This is a genomic window from Halorussus litoreus (genome assembly GCF_003382685.1).
Taxonomy (GTDB): Archaea; Halobacteriota; Halobacteria; order Halobacteriales; family Haladaptataceae; genus Halorussus; species Halorussus litoreus.
Window position 1 is genome coordinate 1 of record NZ_KZ859512.1, and the last position, 18,673, is coordinate 18,673.

Genomic DNA, 18,673 nt, shown 5'->3' on the forward strand with positions numbered 1-18,673 from the left:
CACGCCCGCAGGCCGGTCGGCCGGGGATAGCCGGTCGGCCGACGAAAGCGGGACGGCTGAGGACAGCGGGACCGCCACCGCCGACGAAAGCGACCCCGCCCGCAAGTTCGACGCGCCGACCGAGTCCAGTTCGCTCGCTGGCGGGACGGCCGAGACGCCCGAGTTCGACAGCCTCCCACGAATGCGGCTACTGGGCCAACTCCACGACACGTACTTCGTCGCCGAGACGCCCGACGGGCTCGTGCTGGTCGACCAGCACGCGGCCGACGAGCGGGTCAACTACGAGCGGCTCCGGGGAGCGTTCGCCGACGACGCGACCGCCCAGATGCTCGCCCGGCCGGTCGAACTCGAACTTACCGCTGGCGAGGCCGCGGTGTTCGACGACTACCGCGAGGCGCTGGCGCGACTGGGCTTTCGAGCAGAGAAGCGAGATGAAGATGCCAGAACCGTGGTCGTCCGGACCGCGCCGACCGTCCTCGACGCCACGCTCGACCCCGAACTCCTCCGGGACGCGCTCGCGGAGTTCGTCTCCACCGACCCCGACGACCGCGGCGACACGGTCGAGGCCGTGGCCGACGACCTGCTCGCGGATCTGGCGTGCTACCCCTCGATCACGGGTAACACGTCGCTCCGGGAGGGGTCGGTCGTGGAGCTCTTATCGGCGCTCGACGACTGCGAGAACCCCTACGCCTGCCCGCACGGCCGCCCCGTGATAATCGAGTTCAGCGAGAGCGAGATCGAAGACCGGTTCGAGCGCGACTATCCGGGCCACGCGGGGCGGCGGGCGGAGTAGTTCCGGCGTGGGGACGAAACGTAGCGTACAAAACGAGCTGACGGGCGCGCGACGCTCAGAAGGGCACGGCCTCGGTCGCGTCGTCGCGGTAGCGCCGTGCGAGTTCTCGGACGACGATCCGGTCGCGCGGGTCGACCCCCAGTACGTGCAAGCTGGCGACGTAGGCGGTTACCCCCGCAATCGTGCCGAACGCCACGGCGGGGAGTCCGCCGACCGACTCGCGGACGCCGAGCATCACCGCGCTCGCGACGGCTCCCGCCGCGACCGGCTTGAGGTACGCGGCGTCGAACGGCCACAGCCCCTCGAAGCGCCTGAGCAGGAGGACCTGGATCGAGTTCTGGACCGTGATGGCGAGCGAGGTGCCCAGCGCCGCGCCCGCGAGCCCGAGTTCGCGCACGAACAGGTAGGTCAGCGCGACGTTCAGCGCGGCGAGCAGCCAGTCGAGCGCCATCCGGGCGTACTGGTGGTCCGTCATCATGAGCAGCCAGCCGGTCGCGCCCACCGCACTCCCGACGAACACGCCGCCGAGGTAGACCGCGAGCGGGACGTACCCCCGGACGTACGTCGTCCCGAACAGCGCCAGCAGCTCCCGGCCGAACACCAACTGGACCGCGAGGATGGGAACGACCGTGGTGACGATGAGCCGCGTTACCGACGAGTACACCGCGTCGAGCGTGTCCATCCGGTCGTCGGCGTAGAGGTCCGAGGCGACCGGCGGGAGCAGCTGGTTGAACGACAGCAGCGGTATCCACGCGATGGACACCAGCACGAGGACCACGTTGTAGATACCCGTCGCTACCGCCGTCAGGAGCGCACCGACCAGCAGCACGTCGACGCGGTTCTGGAACACCTTCCCGAGGCTGCTCATCGCCACCGGTGCCGCGTGGTCGTAGAACCGGCGGGCCTCGCTCCGAACGCCGCGCAGCGACGGTCGGACGCCCGTCGCTCGAATCGTCGCGGGGACCCCGACCGCGACGAGAACGACGGTGCAGGCGAGTATCGCACCCGCGACGCCGACCACCGAGTAGCCCAGCGCCACCGCCGCCCCCGCGCCGACCAGTCGCACGGCGGGCCGGAGGAGCTTGTTGAAGATCACTTCACCGCGGGCGGACCCGACCGCGCGGAACACCGCCGCGCACACCATCACGAGCCCGAGCAGCGGGACGAGCGTCCCGAACAGCCCCATCGCAGTCGAAAACGCCGGGTCGTCGACGGTCGCGGCGTCTATCCACGGGGCGAGCGTCCACGCGCCCGCCACGACGAGTAGGCCGACCCCGAGCGTGGTCGCGTAGGCCAGCCCCGCGACGCGGGACCGACGCTCCGGGTCGTCCTCGTAGGCCGGCAGATACCGCTGGAGGGTCGGCACGCTCCCGAAGGTTACCAGCCGGACCAGCAACTGCGCGATGCGCCACGCGAGCGCATACACGCCGTACGCCACGGGGCCGAGCCCCCGCGCGACGACGAACTCCGTGGCGGCGGTGAGCGCGCGCTGGGCCGACACGCCGCCGGAGGTCACGACCGCACCGTGGGCTATCGTCAACAGCGCGTCCCGCACGTCGTCCGGCACGTCCTCGCCCGCGACGTCCTCGTCGCTTCCGGTGTTCATCAGTCTTCCAACGACCGCGTGTCCGCTCCGAGAGTTAAACGATTCGATAGACGGGAGCCGAGCGTCGCTTTCGAGGAAGCGTCGACTCCACCGTAGCCGTCTTCAGGTCGACTCGCTCGCCGCCTCGATGGCCTGCTCCAGATCGGCGACGATGTCCGCCACGTCCTCGATGCCCACCGAGAGCCGCACGAGGTCGGGCGTCGTCCCGCTGGCCAATTGCTCCTCCTCGGTGAGCTGCTGGTGGGTCGTGCTCGCCGGGTGGATGATGAGCGTCTTGGCGTCGCCGACGTTGGCCAGCAGGCTCGTCAGCTCCGTCTCCTCGGTCACCGCGCGACCGGCGTCGTAGCCGCCCTCCAGCCCGAAGGTGATCATCCCGCCGTAGCCGCCGCCCGAGTCACCCTCGCCGAGGTACTCGCTGGCCTCTGCGTGGGTCTCGTGGTGTTCCAGTCCGGGGTAGTTGACCCACGCCACGTCGTCGTGGTCGTCGAGGAATCGGGCGACTTCCAGCGCGTTCTCGCAGTGGCGCTCCATCCGGAGCGGCAGGGTCTCGAGCTTCTGGAGGGTGACCCACGCGTCGAACGGCGACTGCTGGTCGCCCAGGTCCCGCAGGCCGCGGGTCCGGGCGGCGTAGGCGAACGCGGCGTCGCCGAACCGCTCGCGGAAGTTCACGCCGTGGTAGGCCGGGTTCTCCTCGGCGATCTCCGGGTAGTCGCCGTCCTCCCACGGGAAGGTGCCGCCGTCGATGAGCGCGCCGCCGACGGTCGACCCGCTGCCGTGGATCCACTTCGTGGTCGAGTGCCAGACGATGTCCGCGCCGTGCTCGATGGGGTTACAGAGGTACGGCGTGGCGAACGTGTTGTCGACCACGAGCGGGACGTCGTGGTCGTGAGCGATGTCCGCGATGCGCTCGATGTCGGGGGTCACCAGCGCGGGGTTGCCGATAGTTTCGAGGTGGACGTACGCGGTGTCCTCGTCGATGGCCTCGTCGTAGGCGTCGTAGTCGAGGGTGTCGACGAACGTCGCGTCGACGCCCCGGCGGGGCGCGGTGTGGGTGAAGTAGGTGTACGTCCCGCCGTACAGCGACGAGGCGGTGACCACGTTGTCGCCCTTCCCGGCGAGCACGAACGTGGCGAGGTCGAGCGCGGCCATCCCGCTGGCGGTCGCCAGTCCAGCGACGCCGCCTTCGAGGTTGGCGAGGCGCTCCTCCAGCGTCGCGTTCGTCGGGTTCATGATGCGGCTGTAGATGTTGCCCGGCTCTTCGAGCGCGAACAGCGACGCGGCGTGCTCGGCGTCGTCGAACTCGTAGGAGGTGGTCTGATAGATGGGCGGTGCGCGCGCTCCGGTGGTCGGGTCGGCGTCCTGGCCGGCGTGGAGGCTCCGGGTGTGGATGCCGCGGTCGTCGTCGGTCATTGTCGTCCGCACCTACGGGGCCCGGTCGTTTAGCACGACCGACACCCGCAACTTCTGACCGTTCGCCGCGATGGCGGCAATTTTGGCGGGCCGACCCGGTCGGCGGAATCGCTGCCGACGTTCCTCTCCGCTTGCACGCTCGGAGAGTATCCGACGGCGGAACCGGCTACCCGACTGCCTCGGCGATCATCACCGCCTCGCGGTAGTTGGCGACCGCGAGCAGGGCGATTCCTGCGAGGAGAACGGTCGCCTCTCTCCGCGAGAGCGTCCAGTCCCGGGGCGAGCGCACGCGCTCGAACTTCTCCTTCCACCGGGGGCCCGACTGCTGGTGGTACACCATCACGCCGCGGGTGGCGACCGCGATGGCGACGAAGGCGGTGAGCTCGTACACGCCGCTCCGGCCGAGCGCGGTCGAGAGACCGGGTTCGAGCCGCCCGGTCTGGATTGCCAGCGAGTCGGTGCCCCAGACCAGCGCGCCCTGCACCCAGTTGACCGCCACGACGAGGTAGCCCATCGGCGTCCCGACCGACCGGAACGCGTTCGCGGCGACGACGAGGACCCCGACCGCGAGGTTCCACGCGAAGATCGTCAGGAACTCCGCCCGCACGGAGCCGGCGTACTCGGGGAGCGCGCTCGCGGCGTTCGCCGACCGGAGCAGTCCGCGGGGAGCAGGTGGTAGCCGACGTACCACGCCGCGACGAACAGGGTGGCGCAGATCAGCCACAGCGAGACGAACCTGACCAGCGGGTTCCCGTGATTGACGTATCTGCCGAGCGCGCGGCTCCCCCGGGTGAGAGGGCCCGAATCGGTGTTCGCGTCGAGCGCCATCGTGACCGGGCGGACGAGACGGTAGCGAAGACCAAGAAGTGACGGGTCGCCTTTCCGAGTTCTGCTCCGAACGCTCACCGGTGCGTGTCCGCGAAAGCCTCGCCGGAGCGTTTCCGTGACCGAGTAAATTATGGGCCGTGCCCCCGGAGCAACGAGGTATGACCGATCTCGTGACGTTCGGCGAGACGATGCTCCGGCTCTCGCCGCCCGACGGCGAGCGACTGGAGGCGACCGACCGGCTCGACTTCCGGGCCGCAGGCGCGGAGAGCAACGTGGCGGCCGCGGCGGCGCGACTCGGCGCGGACGCCGCGTGGACCTCGAAGCTACCGGACTCGCCGCTCGGGCGGCGGGTGGTCTCCGGGCTCGCCCGCCACGGCGTCGCGGTCGACGTGGCGTGGACCGACGAGGGCCGGCAGGGCACGTACTACCTGGAGTACGGCGGGGAGCCCCGCGGGACGAACGTGATCTACGACCGCACCGGCGCGGCGGTCACCACCGCGACGACCGCGGACCTGCCGGTCGAGCGCGTCCGCGAGGCCGACGCCTTTCACACCTCCGGCATCACGCCCGCGCTGTCCGACACCCTCGAAACCACGACCGCCGACCTGCTGGCGGCCGCGCGCGAGGCCGGGACGACCACCTCGTTCGACGTGAACTACCGCTCGAAGCTCTGGGAGCCCGCCGAGGCCCGCGAAACGCTGGAGGGGCTGTTCCCGGACGTGGACCGACTGATCGTCGCCGAGCGCGACGCCCGCGAGGTGCTGGCCCGCGAGGGCACCCCCAGCGAGATAGCGAGCGCGCTCGCCGACGAGTTCGGCTTCGAGACGGTGCTGGTCACCCGCGGCGAGAACGGCGCGCTCGCCCGCCACGCCGGCGAGACGTACGAGCAGTCCGCCATCGAGACCGACACGCTCGACCCCATCGGCACCGGCGACGCCTTCGTCGGGGCGTTCCTCGCCCGCCGACTCGCCGACGACGACGTGCCGACCGCGCTGGAGTACGGCGCGGCCACCGCGGCGCTCAAGCGCACGATTCCGGGCGACGTGGCGGTCATCACCCGCGAGGAGGTCGAGCGCGTCATCGCGGAGGAGGGGCAGGGGATCTCGCGGTAGCGGGTCGCGGTGGGAACCCCGACGAGGGATTCAAAGAAGACGACGAATTTATGTACTGATGGCGTTCACGCCCGACCGTCATGCAGCGACTCGCACTCGTCCTGATAGCGGTCCTCGTCACCGCGAGTCTCGCACCTGCGGCGGCTGGCGACCCGCTCCAGTCTTCGGACGACAGCTACGCCGGAACGCACGTCTCGTTCGGGGTCGACGACCGCGCCCTGACCGACTACGCGGTCGGCGGCGAGACGGTCCTAGATTCGCTGGCGGTCGAGTCCGAGCGGAGCGTCGCGGCCGACGGTCTCGTCGACGCGAACGCGTCGCTGTCGACCGTGACCGACCTCGACGGCGCGCCGCTCGCCGGGACGACAGTCGACGCGAACGCGACGCCCGGCGCTGCGGTGACTGACTCCGCGGCCCGCTTCGTGGCGGGGAGCAGTGCGACCATCGCGGCCCACGACAACCGCCGGGGCGTCCTCGTGGTCGCGTCGGGGAACGCCTCGAACTACGCGGTCGCGGACCTCCCGGCGGACGCGAACGCCTCGGCGGACGGCGATTCGCAGATCGAGTTCACGACTGCGAACGGCACCGAGGCCACCCTCCTCGTCGTCGGCGATGGCACCGTGACCGTCAACGAGGAGGGCGGCGTGACCGCGCGGCTCGGGGGTGACGGCCGCCTCGTCGTCCGGGCCTACCCCGACCAGAAGGTCGACGCCGACGAGACGCGAGAACGGCTCATCACCGAGGGCGCGGCGACGGCGGAGGTGTACGTGACGGCTGCGAACGGCAGCTCCGTCGGGGAAACGAGCGAGAACGCGACCGCGACCGAGCAGGTGACGGTCGATACCGTCACCTACGCCGACGGCGTCGCGGTCGAGACTGCCGGAACCTCGGAGAGCCAACTCTCGCTCGCGGTGAACCGGACGACCAGCGAGGGGACGATTCTGCTCACGAGCGTCTCGGAGGAGCTGCTCGACACTCCGGACGGCGTCGAGGTAGCGGTCGACGGCACGGCCGCCGCGGAGGCCGCGACGTACAGCCAACTGGAGAGCGCGGTCGGAAGCGGGCAGTCGCGGTATCTCGTCGGCAAGGCAGCCGACGGTGACGCGCAGGCCGACGCCGCCACCGAGGTCGCGGTCGCGGTGAATCACTTCTCCGAGCGCACCGTGTCGATTCGCGGGCTCGCGACCGACGGGATGACGACCCCTGGCGGGAACACGACGGCGCTTACCACCGACTCGGACGCTGACGAATCGACGACGCTCGACGAGTGGACCGCCTCGGGGGAGACGACGACCGCGGGCGCGACCGAACCCGCCGGAGAACCTAAGACCACTGCCGACAACAGCAGCGGTATCCCCGGATTCAGCCCGATAACCGCAGTGGTCGCCCTCCTCGCGGCTGCGGTGCTGTGCGGTGCGGTCGCGGTGCGGTCTTCATAGGCGCAAGCAGTAGCGCGCTTCTTCTCGACAACCTCCCTGTTTGCGGTCACGGTTGTGGTGCGGGGTAGTCGCGGTCGCGGTTACGGTGCGGGCTGTGCGGTCGCGGTGCTGTGCTAGGTGGTCGCGGTGCTGTGCGGTTCTCCGAGGTTCAAGTAGTAGTTCGCTTCTTCTGGAAGATTCGCAGCGCGCGGTGTTCCGTGACCCGAAGACATCCCAGAACCCGCACAGCCGCAACCTATTCGTAGCCGAGCGACGACGCGTACTGTATGGCGATTATCGAAATCAACCTCGAAAAGCCCGCGCTGATCGAAGAGCGCCGATACCCCGGCGCATCACAGAGCGCGAGCAAGTCCGGTTCGAGCAGCAGTTCCGGCGGTGGCAAAGGCAAACTCCTCGGCGCGCTCGCGCTGGTCGTCGGGGTCGCGGTGCTGGCGTGGCGGCTCAAGAGCGGCGACTCGGACGAGTACGAGAGCGAGGAGTACGAACACGGCCCCGAGCCGGAGATCGGTGGCGAACGAAGCGGCGTTCGTGGGAAGGTCGCGGGCATGGTTGGTCTCTTGGTCGCGCTGGTGAGCGTCGTGGCGGCGGTTCGGAAGGCTCGGAGCTAGGATTCGAGTTTTCGTTTTTCGGTTCCCTGTTTTCGTCGCTTCGTTAGTGCTGCTCGGAGAGTCACCGTGAACCGGAAATCTGGGAACGTGTCTTCGAAAGCTCTCGGCGCGCTCCTGAAAGACGAGACGGGAGACAGGTCTTCGAAAGCCCTCGGCACGCTCGCGGTCGCTCAGCGGGATATCTGGCGTGCGCGCAGAACTGCGCGCACGCCAGATAGTGGCCGCGCTGAGGCGACCAAGCGTTGCGCGAGCCCGCCTCGCCCTTTCATCCGCCAGGATGGTGGTTTGGGCAGTCGAGCGCTACCGGTGGTTTGGTCGGCGGGGTGTTACTGGCGGTTGATCAGCCGGGCGTTACTGGCGGGTGGTTCACTGCGCGCTACTGGTGGCTGGTCCACCGGCTGCAACCACTCGCTAGCCGCCGACCGCGTCCGGTTGTCAGCTACCTGTTCGCGGGCGCCGCTCGCGGTTCTCCGCCCGCGCGAGTCCACACCACATTTATCCTCCGGGGGAGAATCGGGAGGTATGAACTCTCGTATCCCGGGATTCTACAAGCAGGACGCGGCCGAGCGGACGGATACGATAATCGAGCACTGCGACCTCTCGCCCGAGGCCAGCGAGGCGCTGCGGGACAGCCACGAGGTCGAACTCGCGGACAGATTGAGCGAGAACGTGGTCGGGTCGGTCACGCTCCCGCTCGGCGTGGCGACCAACTTCGTCGTGGACGGCGAGGACGTGCTGATTCCGATGGCGGTCGAGGAGAGCAGCGTGGTCGCCGCGGCCTCGCACGGCGCGCGGATGGCCCGGGAGACCGGCGGGTTCTCGACATCCGTGTCGGGGCCGTACATGCTCGCCCAGATTCAGGCGCTCGACGTGACCGACCCGCGGGCTGCGCGGATTCGCCTGCTGGAGAACCAGTACGAGCTGATCGAGACGGCCAACGATCAGGGCGTGCTGGTGAGCCACGGCGGAGGCTGCGAGGACGTGTCGGTCCGCGTGGTCGACACCCCGACGGGCGAGATGGTCGTCACGCACCTCGTCGTGAACGTCCAGGATGCGATGGGTGCGAACGCCGTGAACACGATGGCCGAGGGGGTCGCCCCCGTGGTCGAGGAGATCACCGGCGGCGAGGTGTCGCTGCGCATCCTCTCGAACCTCGCCGACCACCGGGTGGCCCGCGCGACCTGCCGCGTCGACCCCGCGGAGTTCGAGCGCGAGGACGCCGACCTCACGGGCGAGGCGGCCCGGGACCGAATCGTGGACGCGTGGGCGTTCGCGGTCGGGGACCCCTACCGCGCGGCGACCCACAACAAGGGCGTGATGAACGGCATCGACGCGCTGGCGACCGCGACGCTCAACGACTGGCGGGCGCTCGAAGCCGGAGCTCACGCCTACGCCGCGCTCGACGGCTACGGCCCGCTCACGAGCTACGAGGTCGACGACGACGGCATGCTGGCGTGCAGCATCGAGGTGCCGATACAGGTCGGCACCGTCGGCGGCGCGACGGGGAGCCATCCGACCGGCAAGGCCGCGATGGAGATCCTCGACGTGGACTCGGCCGACGAGTTCGCGGGCGTGTTCGCCGCGCTCGGGCTGGCCGAGAACCTCGCGAGCATGCGCGCGCTCGTGACCGAGGGCATCCAGTCGGGCCACATGAAACTCCACGCGAAGAACGTGGCCGCCGAGGCGGGCGCGTCCGAGGAGCTAGTCGACGAGATCGCGGCCCGGATGGTGAGCGAGGACGACGTTCGGCAGGGTCGGGCGCGCGAGCTGATCGCGGAACTGAGCGAGTGAGGGCGAAGAATCTGGGGGTAGCCGGACGCGATCAGTCGCTCACGTCGACGGGGTCGCCGACGCGGACCGTCCCGCCCCGGTCGGCTTCGGGAACGCGCGCGATGAGCATCACCGCGTAGAAGTGGTCGAACGCCTCCTCGTCGGCCCAGTCGGGGAAGGTCTCCTCGCGCTTTCGGACGAACCGCTCGCGGAACTCCGCCAGCCGCTCGCCGGTGTCGGGGTCGCGCTCGGGGACCACGCACCGACCGCACGGCGTGACGCCCTCGAACCGGACGCCGCCCGCCTCGAACGCGGGCGCGTCCTCGCCGAGAAACCGATCCTCCCAGAACGGCTCGACGCCCGCCACCTCGACGTTGGCCCGGAGTCGGCGGCGCGCGCCGTCGACGGTCATCCCGTCGAACCACGACGCGACGGTTTCCAGCGTGGCCGTGCTGACGACCGAGGGGCCCATCTCCCGCCGGTCGACGAACCCCAGCGACGCGTCGCGCCGAAGCGTCAGGTCCTCGCCGAAGAACTCGCCGAACCAGTCCCCGGCGCGCTCGCGGTCCTCGTCCTCGCTGAGGTCGAACTGACGAGTCTCACCGTCCGGCGCTTCGACGGCGAGTTCGGCCGACGCCGGATCGAAGTCGACCCGCAGCTCGTGGACGCGGTCGGTTCGCTTGCCGTTCAGGACCTCGCTGTCGGCGTCGAACAGCGCGAACTCCCTGTCGTACTCCAGGGTCCCGCCGTCGAGGACCTCGGTCGCTTCGACGTCGATACCGTCGAGTCCCTTCACCGGAAACACCGTGATTCGTGCTATCTCTGCCATCGTTCGCTCCCGTGAGTCTGGGCGTTCACACGGTCGTACTCGGCCGGATGGACTAAAAAGCGCCCGCTTCCTGTGGGTGTCGGACGATTTCGACTCCGTCCGCCACTCGCGGCGGAATCGGATCGGCGGCCCGGATTAGTACCGTTCTGCAGTCGTCGTCTCCGCGCGTTCGGTCGTCGTCGTTCCCGACTCTGACTCCGATTCCGACCCCGACCCGCGGACGACGATCTCTTCGATCACGTCCTCGTCCCACATGTAGTGGACGAACGGCTGCGTCTCGCCGTTCGGGAGTTTGAACGCGGTCGGCACCGGGCTCGGGACCGGTCCCTCCGGCGTCGCCTCGAACGGCGGGAGGAACAGGTGCGTGTGATGCGGGTGGCCGAGGAACCGCTCGTCCTCGGAGAGTGGCAGTTCCTCGTCGAGCGCCAGCGCGTAGCTGTCGGCCTTGCGGACGTTCTCGGTCGTCATGAAGTGCATGACTCGCCCGTCGGCGACTACTTCGCCGTTCACCCGCAGCGCGCCGACGCCCCACAGCGCCGCGTAGGCGAACATGCGGGGCATCAGCGGCGTGCCGGTCCCGCTGATCCCGTGCAGCCACGTCCCGGTCACGACGCCGCCGCCCGTCTCCCACGGCGGGAACGGCGGCTTGACGACGTGATCGAGGACCGCTTCGTACTCGTTGCCCGCCGGATCGGCGAAGCGCGCGGTGACCTCGGCCGTGTCCCGCGTGTCGCCGGCTTCTCCCGGCGTGTCCCACGGCTGTCGATCCTGGTAGGTCAGGTCGAGCTCCCCCTCGGTCTCCTCCGCGGAGTCGCTGTACCCTGTGTTTATCGACGCCACGGTGTACTCGGTGCCGTCCGCGTTCGTCTCCCGCAACTCCTCCGGCAGCCCGACCTGGTACGGCTGTTCCCGAAGCAGCTCCGCGACCGGTCCCTCCGCGATGTTGATCCAGTGCTGGCTCGTCATTCGCGGATTCTCCGGCGTCCCGAAGACGTACTCGCTGAGCTGTCGCCTGCCGGGAAGGACCCACTGGGAGGTCCGGCCCGACTCTTGGGTGACCCGGAGGTCGATGCCGGGCCAGTCAGATCCGTCGGCGTCCTCGTCGTCCTGTTCGAAGCGAATCGGAACGTCCGCGATCCTGTCGACTCCCAGCGCGCCGAATCCGGCGAGCGCGCCGAGCTGTAGAAACTCTCGTCTGTCGTGTGTCATTTTTCCCCACCTCAGGGAATCGACGACTGGCGGATACGTAAGCACCCCGCGGTTGTGAGCGTGACTTGCCAAACCGACGTTTTGTGGGGACGCGCCGGTGTCTTCTACCCCGGGCGCGTGGTCACGCTCCCCGCCGTCTGCGTGAGTCTCATCGGCGCGACCGCGCTGCTCGTCGACGAGCCGGTCGTCACTCGAAACAGCGATTACTTCGAGCGAATCGACGGTCTCGATGTCGAAACCTACTGAGCGATTGGGTCGATTGGGGGTATTTGTGACGAAATAGCAGTAAAGAGGATCACTTCCACTTTCACTCCGGATACGGCTCGATTTGAAGTGAAATCTTGCCTTATGAAATCACATGTCAGTACAGAACCCTCCAAAGGACTACACACAGAGAGGGTTCGGCAAATTAACTACGACGATTGAGTTACCAATGCGTTCAAGCGAGGCGGGAAATTTTCTGGAGCCAGTAGCTAAGAATACGACTCTTGCTCTCACACCTATAACAAAAAGTTATAAGGTTTTAATCGTAATCTCGAATATAATACCCCAACTTATGTCCCGGAATACTAGCACCACTGAAGACCCCCTTCTAACCCAGAGTAGCTACTCTGGAACGATTTTTCGACTATCGAGTAAGAATGGCTCAATTGATCTAAAAAATATCGTGGAGGACCTGAATGGGACGAAACTTTACAGCCCACTTCCCGACAAATATAGGGATAATGAAAATATAACGATTCCAGAGCCCTTCAAAACCTCTGGAGGTGAGGTTAGGATACTCACCACAATCCTTGACACTCAGTACATTAACCGTGAAGATATCCATGCAGCTACTGGTTTCATCGTCATTGATGATGCTCATGATGTGAGCTACCGGGACGACCAAATCCTCATTCTAGATACGGAAAGAGTGCGGTTCAACATCATAGAAGAAGATGGCGAGTACTATCTTGTGATGGTGGGTCGGCAAGCCCTCGTGAAAAACGCTCTTCATCTGATCAAAGAGAAGTTGGAGAAATTGAATCTATTGGTTTCGGAGGCAGGGATAAAACCAAGATCTATCAACAAGATTGCGGACCGCTTAGCAGACAAACTGATTGTTACCCAATTCAAGGGGTATCCTCAACCAACAATCGACGGGAAGGACATTTCGGGGGAAGGATACGGTAGCGAACCGGAGTACACTGAGGAGATGCGGCGAGGAAGTGTACATGCTCAGATGATGTCTACACGAGAAACCGGAAGCGATGGGGACAAAGTATTGATGATTACAAGTGATGCACTCATTCGAAGTCACAACAACATGACTTTGCGAACGTATTTGACCTTGATTCAAGACTACATCATCCCCCACATCGATGTACAGTCAACTCTGTTCGATTACAGCGACTGAGTCGGACAAACCAATAAATACCTTGACGACACAATTTAAACACTGAATGGATCTCCCGGCACTCATCTCGACTCTGGAGAGCTTTTCTCTACTGGCCGTTGCGGCTGTAGTTGGGGGTAAACTCTTCGATACCCTTTGCGCTCGCTTGGTGAATCGGCGAGTCTTCGACAGACTCTGGGACAAGGGGAAAATGGAATACAAGAAGTATCGAACGAAATTCAAGAAAATAAAGACGGATTTCGAATATACAGCCTACACGCGAGAAGACGTCACTATTTCTGAAGCAAAAGACAGAGTTGAAGTCGCAGTTGAGAACTGCAGGCCGGTTAGCAAAGATAACGTCGAAATCGATGATATCCGTAAAGTGAGTGACAGCGAAAGCGGTCACAAGATAGAGGCGACCGTTCGGTACCTTGACCACGACCCTTTCGTGATTACGTTCGATCTTATTCCAGATAGTGCTTCCATGATGGACTCTGACGTTCAGACGACCGCTGATGCAAAACTCTCTAGCATCGGTATCAGTATCCGATTCGAGTTCGAATTCTACGAGTTGAAGGGCGTCTTGATGGACTTGAACAACTTCGCTAACTTCCTCCAAACTGGATTAGAACAAGAGTTTACAATCCGTGAGTTCACCAACAGCCAACTTACTGTGGGGTCCCTCAAGAGTGAGCCTTCGCTTGACGACTGGATTAAGGAGCAGCGTTTCGAGGTAAGTCTACTGCTCAAGGCCGAGCAGGAAGAGCGGTCGGTCAAGTTCTACGGAGATAAGGCGGTTCTCACGTCGCCTTACGCGCAGGTGGATGACAAGACAGCAGACTACATTCGAGCGACGCTGCTGAACTATTACTTGTAAATCTACGATTAAAAAGAAGAATCCATAACGTATGGGAACCGCCACTCATCTTCTCTATAAGTCTCTGAGGAGCGACCGCCAAAGCTGCTTTACAAATAATCCAACGCAGCCTGTTGGATTCTACTCGTCCGAGAATCGAACGGGCGGCATGGGATTTGAACCCATGACCTCTTGGTCCGGAACCAAGCGTTCCGTCCGCTGAACTAGCCGCCCTCACTCACAGTTCAGCCCTCGCGGGCTTAACCGTTTTGAAAAGCGCAACTCAGTCCTCGGCCACCGTCGGCTCCGTGTCGACGCGGGGCTTGGCGTCGTCGATGACCGCTTCCTTCCACGTGCCGCGGGTGAACCACGCCGCGGCCGCAATCGCGCCGACGACGTGGCCGAGCGCCACGCCGATCCAGATGCCTGTCGCGCCGAGCGAGGTCTGGAACGCGAGGACGTACACCAGCGGCACCCGGACGAGCCAGAGCGCGACCATCGAGAACGCCATCGCGGTCTTGGTGTTGCCAGCGCCGCGGTACGCGCCGACCAGCACGTGGAAGACGCCGATGAACGCGAACTCGACCGTTCGGATGCGGAGGTACTCCGCGGAGTAGGCGATGGTCCGAGCGGCCTCGTCGGTGCCGGTCGCCATGAACACCCTGACGATGGGCTCGGGGACGGTCGCGGCGACGATTCCGAGCACGATCATCAGGCCGGCAGCGATCTTGGCCGCGAGCTTCACCGCGCGCTCGGCGCGTTCGGACTTGCCCGCGCCGAGGTTCTGACCGACCATCGTGTTGGTCGCTTTGCCGAAGCCGACCGCAGGGAGGTAGACCAGCGAGATGAGGCGGTTACCCAGCCCGTACGCGGCGATGACCGCCGGCTCGAAGGTCACGATCATCACCGTGATGGTCACCATCGCCAGCGCGCCGGCCGACTGTTCGAGCGCGGCGGGCGTCCCGATGCGGGTGATGTCCCGGAGGTAGTCGAGGTCGGGCACGAGGTGGCCGATCTCAACGTCGGGACCCCTGTCGGTCCAGAACAGCACGTAGATGCCGACGAGTCCCGCGGCCGTGCGCGCGACCAGCGTCGCCACCGCGGCCCCGGCGATGCCCATGCCCTCGATGGGGCCGACGCCGAAGATGAGCAGCGGGTCGAGCACCACGTTGAGCACGACGCTGACCGTCATCACGCGCATCGGCGTTCGAGTGTCGCCGTACCCGCGGAGGAGCGCGGAAAACGCGAGGAAGGCGAACATGAACGGCAGCCCCACGAAGAAGATCTCCATGTACTGCTCGGCTAGCGGGACGACCTGCGCGGCCGTGGCGTCGCCGCTCGGGAACACCGCCAGCATCGGCCCCGCGCCGTAGTGGCCGACGAGGCTCAGCACCGCGCCGATGGCGACTACGAAGCCGAGCGTCTGCCCGCCGACCTTCCCCGCAGACTTGTCGCTGTCAGCGCCCATGTACTGGGCGACCAGCGTGCTTCCGGCGACGTTGAACCCGCCGCCGAACGCGATGAGGAAGAAGATGATCGGAAACGCGAGGCTGATCGCGCCGACCGCGTTGGCCGAGTACCGACCCAGCCAGAACGCGTCGGCGACGTTGTACGTTACCTGTAGGAGCTGCGTGACCACGATGGGCCACGCGAGATGGAACAGCGGGCGGACCAACCCACCGTCGGTGATGCCGTCAGATTGCGTCGATGCCACTGTGAGTGAGGAGAACCGCTTGGGATTTTAATGCTTTGGGTTGAAATTGCGCCCCGGAACCGGGAAACAAGTTGCAGGGTTCGGGGACCACGCTACGGCGTTTCGTTGGTCTCCAGCGTGAAGTCGTCGGTCGGGTACGCGGTGCAGGTCAGGACGTACCCCTTCTCGACCTCGTCCTCGGCGAGCGTCTCGTTGTTGCTGTGTCGCACGTACTCGGTGGCGTCGCCGTCCTGGACCTTCCCGCCGCAGGAGAGACACTGGCCCTGCCGACAGGCGTACGGGAGATCCCAGCCCTCGTCTTCGCCGGCGTCGAGCAGGGTCTCGTTGTTGGCGACCTCGATGGTCTCGCCCTCGTTGGCGAACTCGACGTCGTAGTACTCGACCTCGTCGTCCGAGATGGCGGCGGGGTCGAAGCCACTCTCCTCCTCGTCGTCGCCTTCGAGTTCGCCCTCGGCTCCGCCGCCGCCGACCGCGACCGCGCCGCCCCCGCCGCCGATGGAACGGTTCATCGGCTCGGGGAAGTCGGTCTCCGGCACGGTCTCGGCCCGGCGTTCGAGCACCTCCTGAGAGATGTCGTCGGGGGCGCGCCACTCGGTCCCCTCCGAGTAGTGGAGGGCCACCACGATGAGCACGAGCGTTAGCCCGAGCCCCAGACCCAGTACGTCTACCATGCGCGGGACTACGGAAGGGTGGTTTAACAGCATTGTGATTACCCGCCGGACGGACGACGCGAAGGGAGCCGGGAGAACACGCAAACGGAGTCGGGAAACGGCAGTATCGCGAAGATATTCGGCACCGTCGGGTCGCTCCTAGCACCCTCGGGTCGCCTCCGGCATCGTTGGGCCGACCTCGATATCGTCGGATCGCCTCGGAATCACCGCGGTTAAACCCCGCCGCGACGAACCCGTGGTATGTTCGAGAGTCGCCCGGACCGCGCCGACGAGGTCGTCTTCGTCGGGCGGTCGAACGTGGGCAAGTCCACGCTGATGCGCGAGTTGACGGGCCACACGTTCGAGACGGGGAGCAAGCCGGGAGTCACGCGGTCGCCGAATCACTACGACTGGGCCAGCGAGGACTTCGTGCTCACCGACCTGCCGGGGTTCGGGTTCATGTCCGGCGTGAGCGAGGAGCAACGCGAGCAGATCAAGACCGACATCGTCCAGTACATAGAAGAGTACGCCGACAACATCCTCGTGGGCGTGCTCGTCGTGGACGGCAAGAGCGCGGTGGACATCATCGACCGCCACTCGGGAGAGGACGAGGTGCCCTACGACGTGGAGATGTTCTACTTCCTCCGGGACGTGGGCATTCCGGTCGTCGTCGCGGTGAACAAGATGGACAAGGTCGACGACGAGGACGAGCGACTCGACGAACTCGCCGACCGGCTCGGCCTTCACCCGCCGTGGAAGCAGTGGCAGGACACCATCGCGCCCATCTCGGCCAAGCGGGGGAACATCGAGGCGCTGAAGGAGGCCGTGAGCGAGCACCTCCACGAGCAGAAGCGCGACGACCTGCTGCAGTTCTTCTCGTAGGTGGGCTGGGGGTCGCCGGTTGCGGATGCGGATGCAGATGCGGTCGCGGTTCTCATAGGCTCAAGCAACGTAGTAGTCGCGGATGCTGTCGCGGTCACGGATGCTGTCGCGGTCGCGGATGCTGTCGTGGTCGCGGATGCGGTTGTGGTGCTGTGCGGTCGCGGTCCTCCTCGGTTCAAGTATAGTCGCGGTAGCGGTGTCGTCTACGGTTGCAGTACCGGTGTCGTCTGCTCGCAGCGGTCCGTCTTTCCAGTGTTTCAGGACGCGTTCCACCACTCGCTCCGCCGGTCGTCGTGGCTCGCGTTCCGGAACGGCTCGGGCCAGTCCGCGTCGTCGTCGAACCCGAATCCGTAGCCGAGCCAGTAGCCCACGTGCCAGCCCACGGCCTCGGCGTCCACCTTCCCGACCGTGATCCGGAGCCGGTCGTACTGTTCGAGCGCGTCGTCGCCGTCGGGGTCGATGCCTCGAACTCGCCCGCAGGACCCGCGCTCGCCGATCCGACACGGCAGGTCGTCGTTCCCGAGGGTTATCTGTACGTCCGCTGCGGTCCGGTTCTCGACCAACTCGAACGAGACGTTCGTCGGGACCGTCCCGTTCGCGCCGTCGGCGTAGAAGTCGAGCGCGCGCCGCACCTGCTCGCGGGCCTCGTCGCGGTCGTCGACCCAGCTCGCGTCGAGGAACACCGTCAGGTTCGAGTCGTTCCACGGCAGCCGTCGCTCGGTCGCGTTCGGCTGGGGCAGAGTCGACAGCGCCGAGGACGGCGCCATCACCGACTGGGGCTCCGCGCTGTGGTTCAGGCCGAGCACGTGGCCCAACTCGTGTGTGACCACGAGCAGCGTCGACTCGTTCGAGTACGACCCCACGACATCGACCGTCACCGGGCGAGAAACGTTACCCCCGGTGACGAACGGCGCACAGCCCGCGGGGTCGGTCACGTTCGCGCACGAGTCGATGCGCTCGACGAACTCCACCACCACGTCGGGGTTCGAGGCGTTCGAAACGAGTTCGAAGCCGATGGGGAACCCCGCGTATCGCGAGCTGTTCTCGGACCAGAAGTCGAGCGCCTGCGAGACCAGCGGCCGGAAGTTCCGCGACTCGTTCGCGGCGTTCTCGATGGCTACCGTCAGTTCCCCTTTCCCCCACGGGTTCGACCGATTCGTGGCGGCGTCGGTCGTCAGCGCGCGTCGTTCCGTCGCAGTATCCTCGTTCGCTCCATTCGTGTCCGCGTCGCTCGCGCCTGTCCCGTTCGCCCCCGGCTCGTCAGCGTCCACCCCACTCCCTGGTGGCTCGGTCGCGCACCCCGCGAACACGAGGAGCGCGGCGACCAACAGCGTTCGCCACATGGACTACTCCCACGACGCTCCCGACTATCAAGGTTTGCTGCCAGTTCAACTATAGCCCGTATCTGCGGTTCGGTAGCCGACCCCCGAGCCAGCGCTAAGCTCACTCGACTGCCGGTCGAACGCGCGTCTTAACAGTCTCTGCTGGCGCGAGCGGTCGGTGAAATCCCCGGGTTGCGCCGGTGCGGAATCGCGCGGCCGCGGGCCCGCCCGGAACCCCCCCCCCCCCGGCGGAAAAGGCCAAAACCC

At 66.0% G+C, this 18,673-nt stretch carries 16 protein-coding genes, 1 tRNA gene and 2 pseudogenes; 9 read left to right on the forward strand and 10 right to left on the reverse strand.

Annotation, left to right across the window (positions count from 1 at the left end; translation table 11 throughout):
• Positions 1–793, forward strand: a pseudogene (locus DPQ64_RS05750) (DNA mismatch repair endonuclease MutL); the annotation flags it as partial.
• A gap of 55 nt (positions 794–848) precedes the next feature.
• On the opposite strand, the gene DPQ64_RS05755 reads toward DPQ64_RS05750, so the two are convergent.
• The 3 genes from DPQ64_RS05755 to DPQ64_RS05765 all read right to left on the reverse strand — a co-directional run bounded on the left by DPQ64_RS05755 (position 849) and on the right by DPQ64_RS05765 (position 4,500).
• Positions 849–2,399, reverse strand: coding sequence for a lipopolysaccharide biosynthesis protein (locus tag DPQ64_RS05755; protein WP_115863411.1), 1,551 nt, complete (start codon positions 2,397–2,399; stop codon positions 849–851).
• A 102-nt stretch (positions 2,400–2,501) separates the two neighbouring features.
• Positions 2,502–3,809 carry an O-acetylhomoserine aminocarboxypropyltransferase/cysteine synthase family protein gene (locus tag DPQ64_RS05760; RefSeq protein WP_115863412.1) on the reverse strand — a complete coding sequence of 436 codons (1,308 nt, stop codon included), beginning with the start codon at positions 3,807–3,809 and terminating at the stop codon, positions 2,502–2,504.
• Between the two features lie 166 nt (positions 3,810–3,975).
• Positions 3,976–4,500 carry a hypothetical protein gene (locus DPQ64_RS05765; protein ID WP_198662025.1) on the reverse strand — a complete coding sequence of 175 codons (525 nt, stop codon included), beginning with the start codon at positions 4,498–4,500 and terminating at the stop codon, positions 3,976–3,978.
• A 295-nt stretch (positions 4,501–4,795) separates the two neighbouring features.
• Here DPQ64_RS05765 and kdgK1 point away from each other — a divergent pair, with 295 nt between their 5' ends.
• From kdgK1 to DPQ64_RS05785, 4 genes are all read left to right on the forward strand, one after another.
• The gene (gene kdgK1 / locus DPQ64_RS05770) at positions 4,796–5,749 is read left to right on the forward strand and encodes a bifunctional 2-dehydro-3-deoxygluconokinase/2-dehydro-3-deoxygalactonokinase (protein WP_115863413.1); all 954 of its coding nucleotides are present in this window, start codon (positions 4,796–4,798) and stop codon (positions 5,747–5,749) included.
• 80 nt (positions 5,750–5,829) lie between these two features.
• Entirely contained in the window at positions 5,830–7,188 is a 1,359-nt protein-coding gene (locus DPQ64_RS05775; RefSeq protein ID WP_115863414.1) for a hypothetical protein, read from the forward strand.
• Positions 7,189–7,454: 266 nt separating this feature from the next.
• Complete coding sequence (locus DPQ64_RS05780) at positions 7,455–7,796, forward strand: hypothetical protein (RefSeq protein WP_115863415.1); 342 nt, start codon at positions 7,455–7,457, stop codon at positions 7,794–7,796.
• A gap of 306 nt (positions 7,797–8,102) precedes the next feature.
• A complete protein-coding gene (locus DPQ64_RS05785) occupies positions 8,103–9,587 on the forward strand; it encodes a hydroxymethylglutaryl-CoA reductase, degradative (protein WP_269814468.1) in 1,485 nt (494 codons plus the stop codon).
• Positions 9,588–9,618: 31 nt separating this feature from the next.
• On the opposite strand, the gene DPQ64_RS05790 is transcribed toward DPQ64_RS05785, so the two are convergent.
• Both DPQ64_RS05790 and DPQ64_RS05795 read right to left on the reverse strand, forming a co-directional pair.
• Positions 9,619–10,395, reverse strand: coding sequence for an MOSC domain-containing protein (locus tag DPQ64_RS05790; protein WP_115863417.1), 777 nt, complete (start codon positions 10,393–10,395; stop codon positions 9,619–9,621).
• 135 nt (positions 10,396–10,530) lie between these two features.
• Positions 10,531–11,604 (reverse strand): hypothetical protein, encoded by a 1,074-nt coding sequence (locus DPQ64_RS05795; protein WP_115863418.1) that lies wholly within the window; start codon positions 11,602–11,604, stop codon positions 10,531–10,533.
• A gap of 147 nt (positions 11,605–11,751) precedes the next feature.
• Between DPQ64_RS05795 and DPQ64_RS05800 the strand changes: the two are divergent.
• From DPQ64_RS05800 to DPQ64_RS05815, 3 genes and pseudogenes are all read left to right on the forward strand, one after another.
• Positions 11,752–11,850 (forward strand): annotated as a pseudogene (locus tag DPQ64_RS05800) (type II toxin-antitoxin system VapC family toxin); the annotation flags it as partial.
• Between the two features lie 112 nt (positions 11,851–11,962).
• Positions 11,963–13,000: a hypothetical protein gene (locus DPQ64_RS18630; RefSeq protein WP_157971605.1), complete on the forward strand. Its 1,038-nt coding sequence runs from the start codon at positions 11,963–11,965 to the stop codon at positions 12,998–13,000.
• 46 nt (positions 13,001–13,046) lie between these two features.
• Entirely contained in the window at positions 13,047–13,859 is an 813-nt protein-coding gene (locus tag DPQ64_RS05815) for a hypothetical protein (protein WP_232820497.1), read from the forward strand.
• 140 nt (positions 13,860–13,999) lie between these two features.
• Here DPQ64_RS05815 and DPQ64_RS05820 read toward each other — a convergent pair.
• From DPQ64_RS05820 to DPQ64_RS05830, 3 genes are all read right to left on the reverse strand, one after another.
• Positions 14,000–14,072: transfer RNA gene (locus DPQ64_RS05820), tRNA-Arg, on the reverse strand.
• A gap of 49 nt (positions 14,073–14,121) precedes the next feature.
• Positions 14,122–15,552 (reverse strand): MATE family efflux transporter, encoded by a 1,431-nt coding sequence (locus tag DPQ64_RS05825; RefSeq protein ID WP_232820498.1) that lies wholly within the window; start codon positions 15,550–15,552, stop codon positions 14,122–14,124.
• A 92-nt stretch (positions 15,553–15,644) separates the two neighbouring features.
• Positions 15,645–16,223, reverse strand: coding sequence for a 2Fe-2S iron-sulfur cluster-binding protein (locus tag DPQ64_RS05830; RefSeq protein ID WP_115863421.1), 579 nt, complete (start codon positions 16,221–16,223; stop codon positions 15,645–15,647).
• 240 nt (positions 16,224–16,463) lie between these two features.
• Here DPQ64_RS05830 and engB point away from each other — a divergent pair, with 240 nt between their 5' ends.
• Complete coding sequence (engB, locus tag DPQ64_RS05835) at positions 16,464–17,084, forward strand: GTP-binding protein EngB (protein WP_115863422.1); 621 nt, start codon at positions 16,464–16,466, stop codon at positions 17,082–17,084.
• 60 nt (positions 17,085–17,144) lie between these two features.
• Here the strand turns inward: engB and DPQ64_RS05840 are convergent, their stop codons facing one another.
• Entirely contained in the window at positions 17,145–17,357 is a 213-nt protein-coding gene (locus tag DPQ64_RS05840) for a hypothetical protein (protein ID WP_157971606.1), read from the reverse strand.
• The gene (locus tag DPQ64_RS05845) at positions 17,342–18,427 is read right to left on the reverse strand and encodes a M57 family metalloprotease (RefSeq protein ID WP_115863424.1); all 1,086 of its coding nucleotides are present in this window, start codon (positions 18,425–18,427) and stop codon (positions 17,342–17,344) included. Before DPQ64_RS05845 ends, DPQ64_RS05840 begins: the two co-directional genes overlap by 16 nt.
• Positions 18,428–18,673 lie beyond the last annotated feature (246 nt).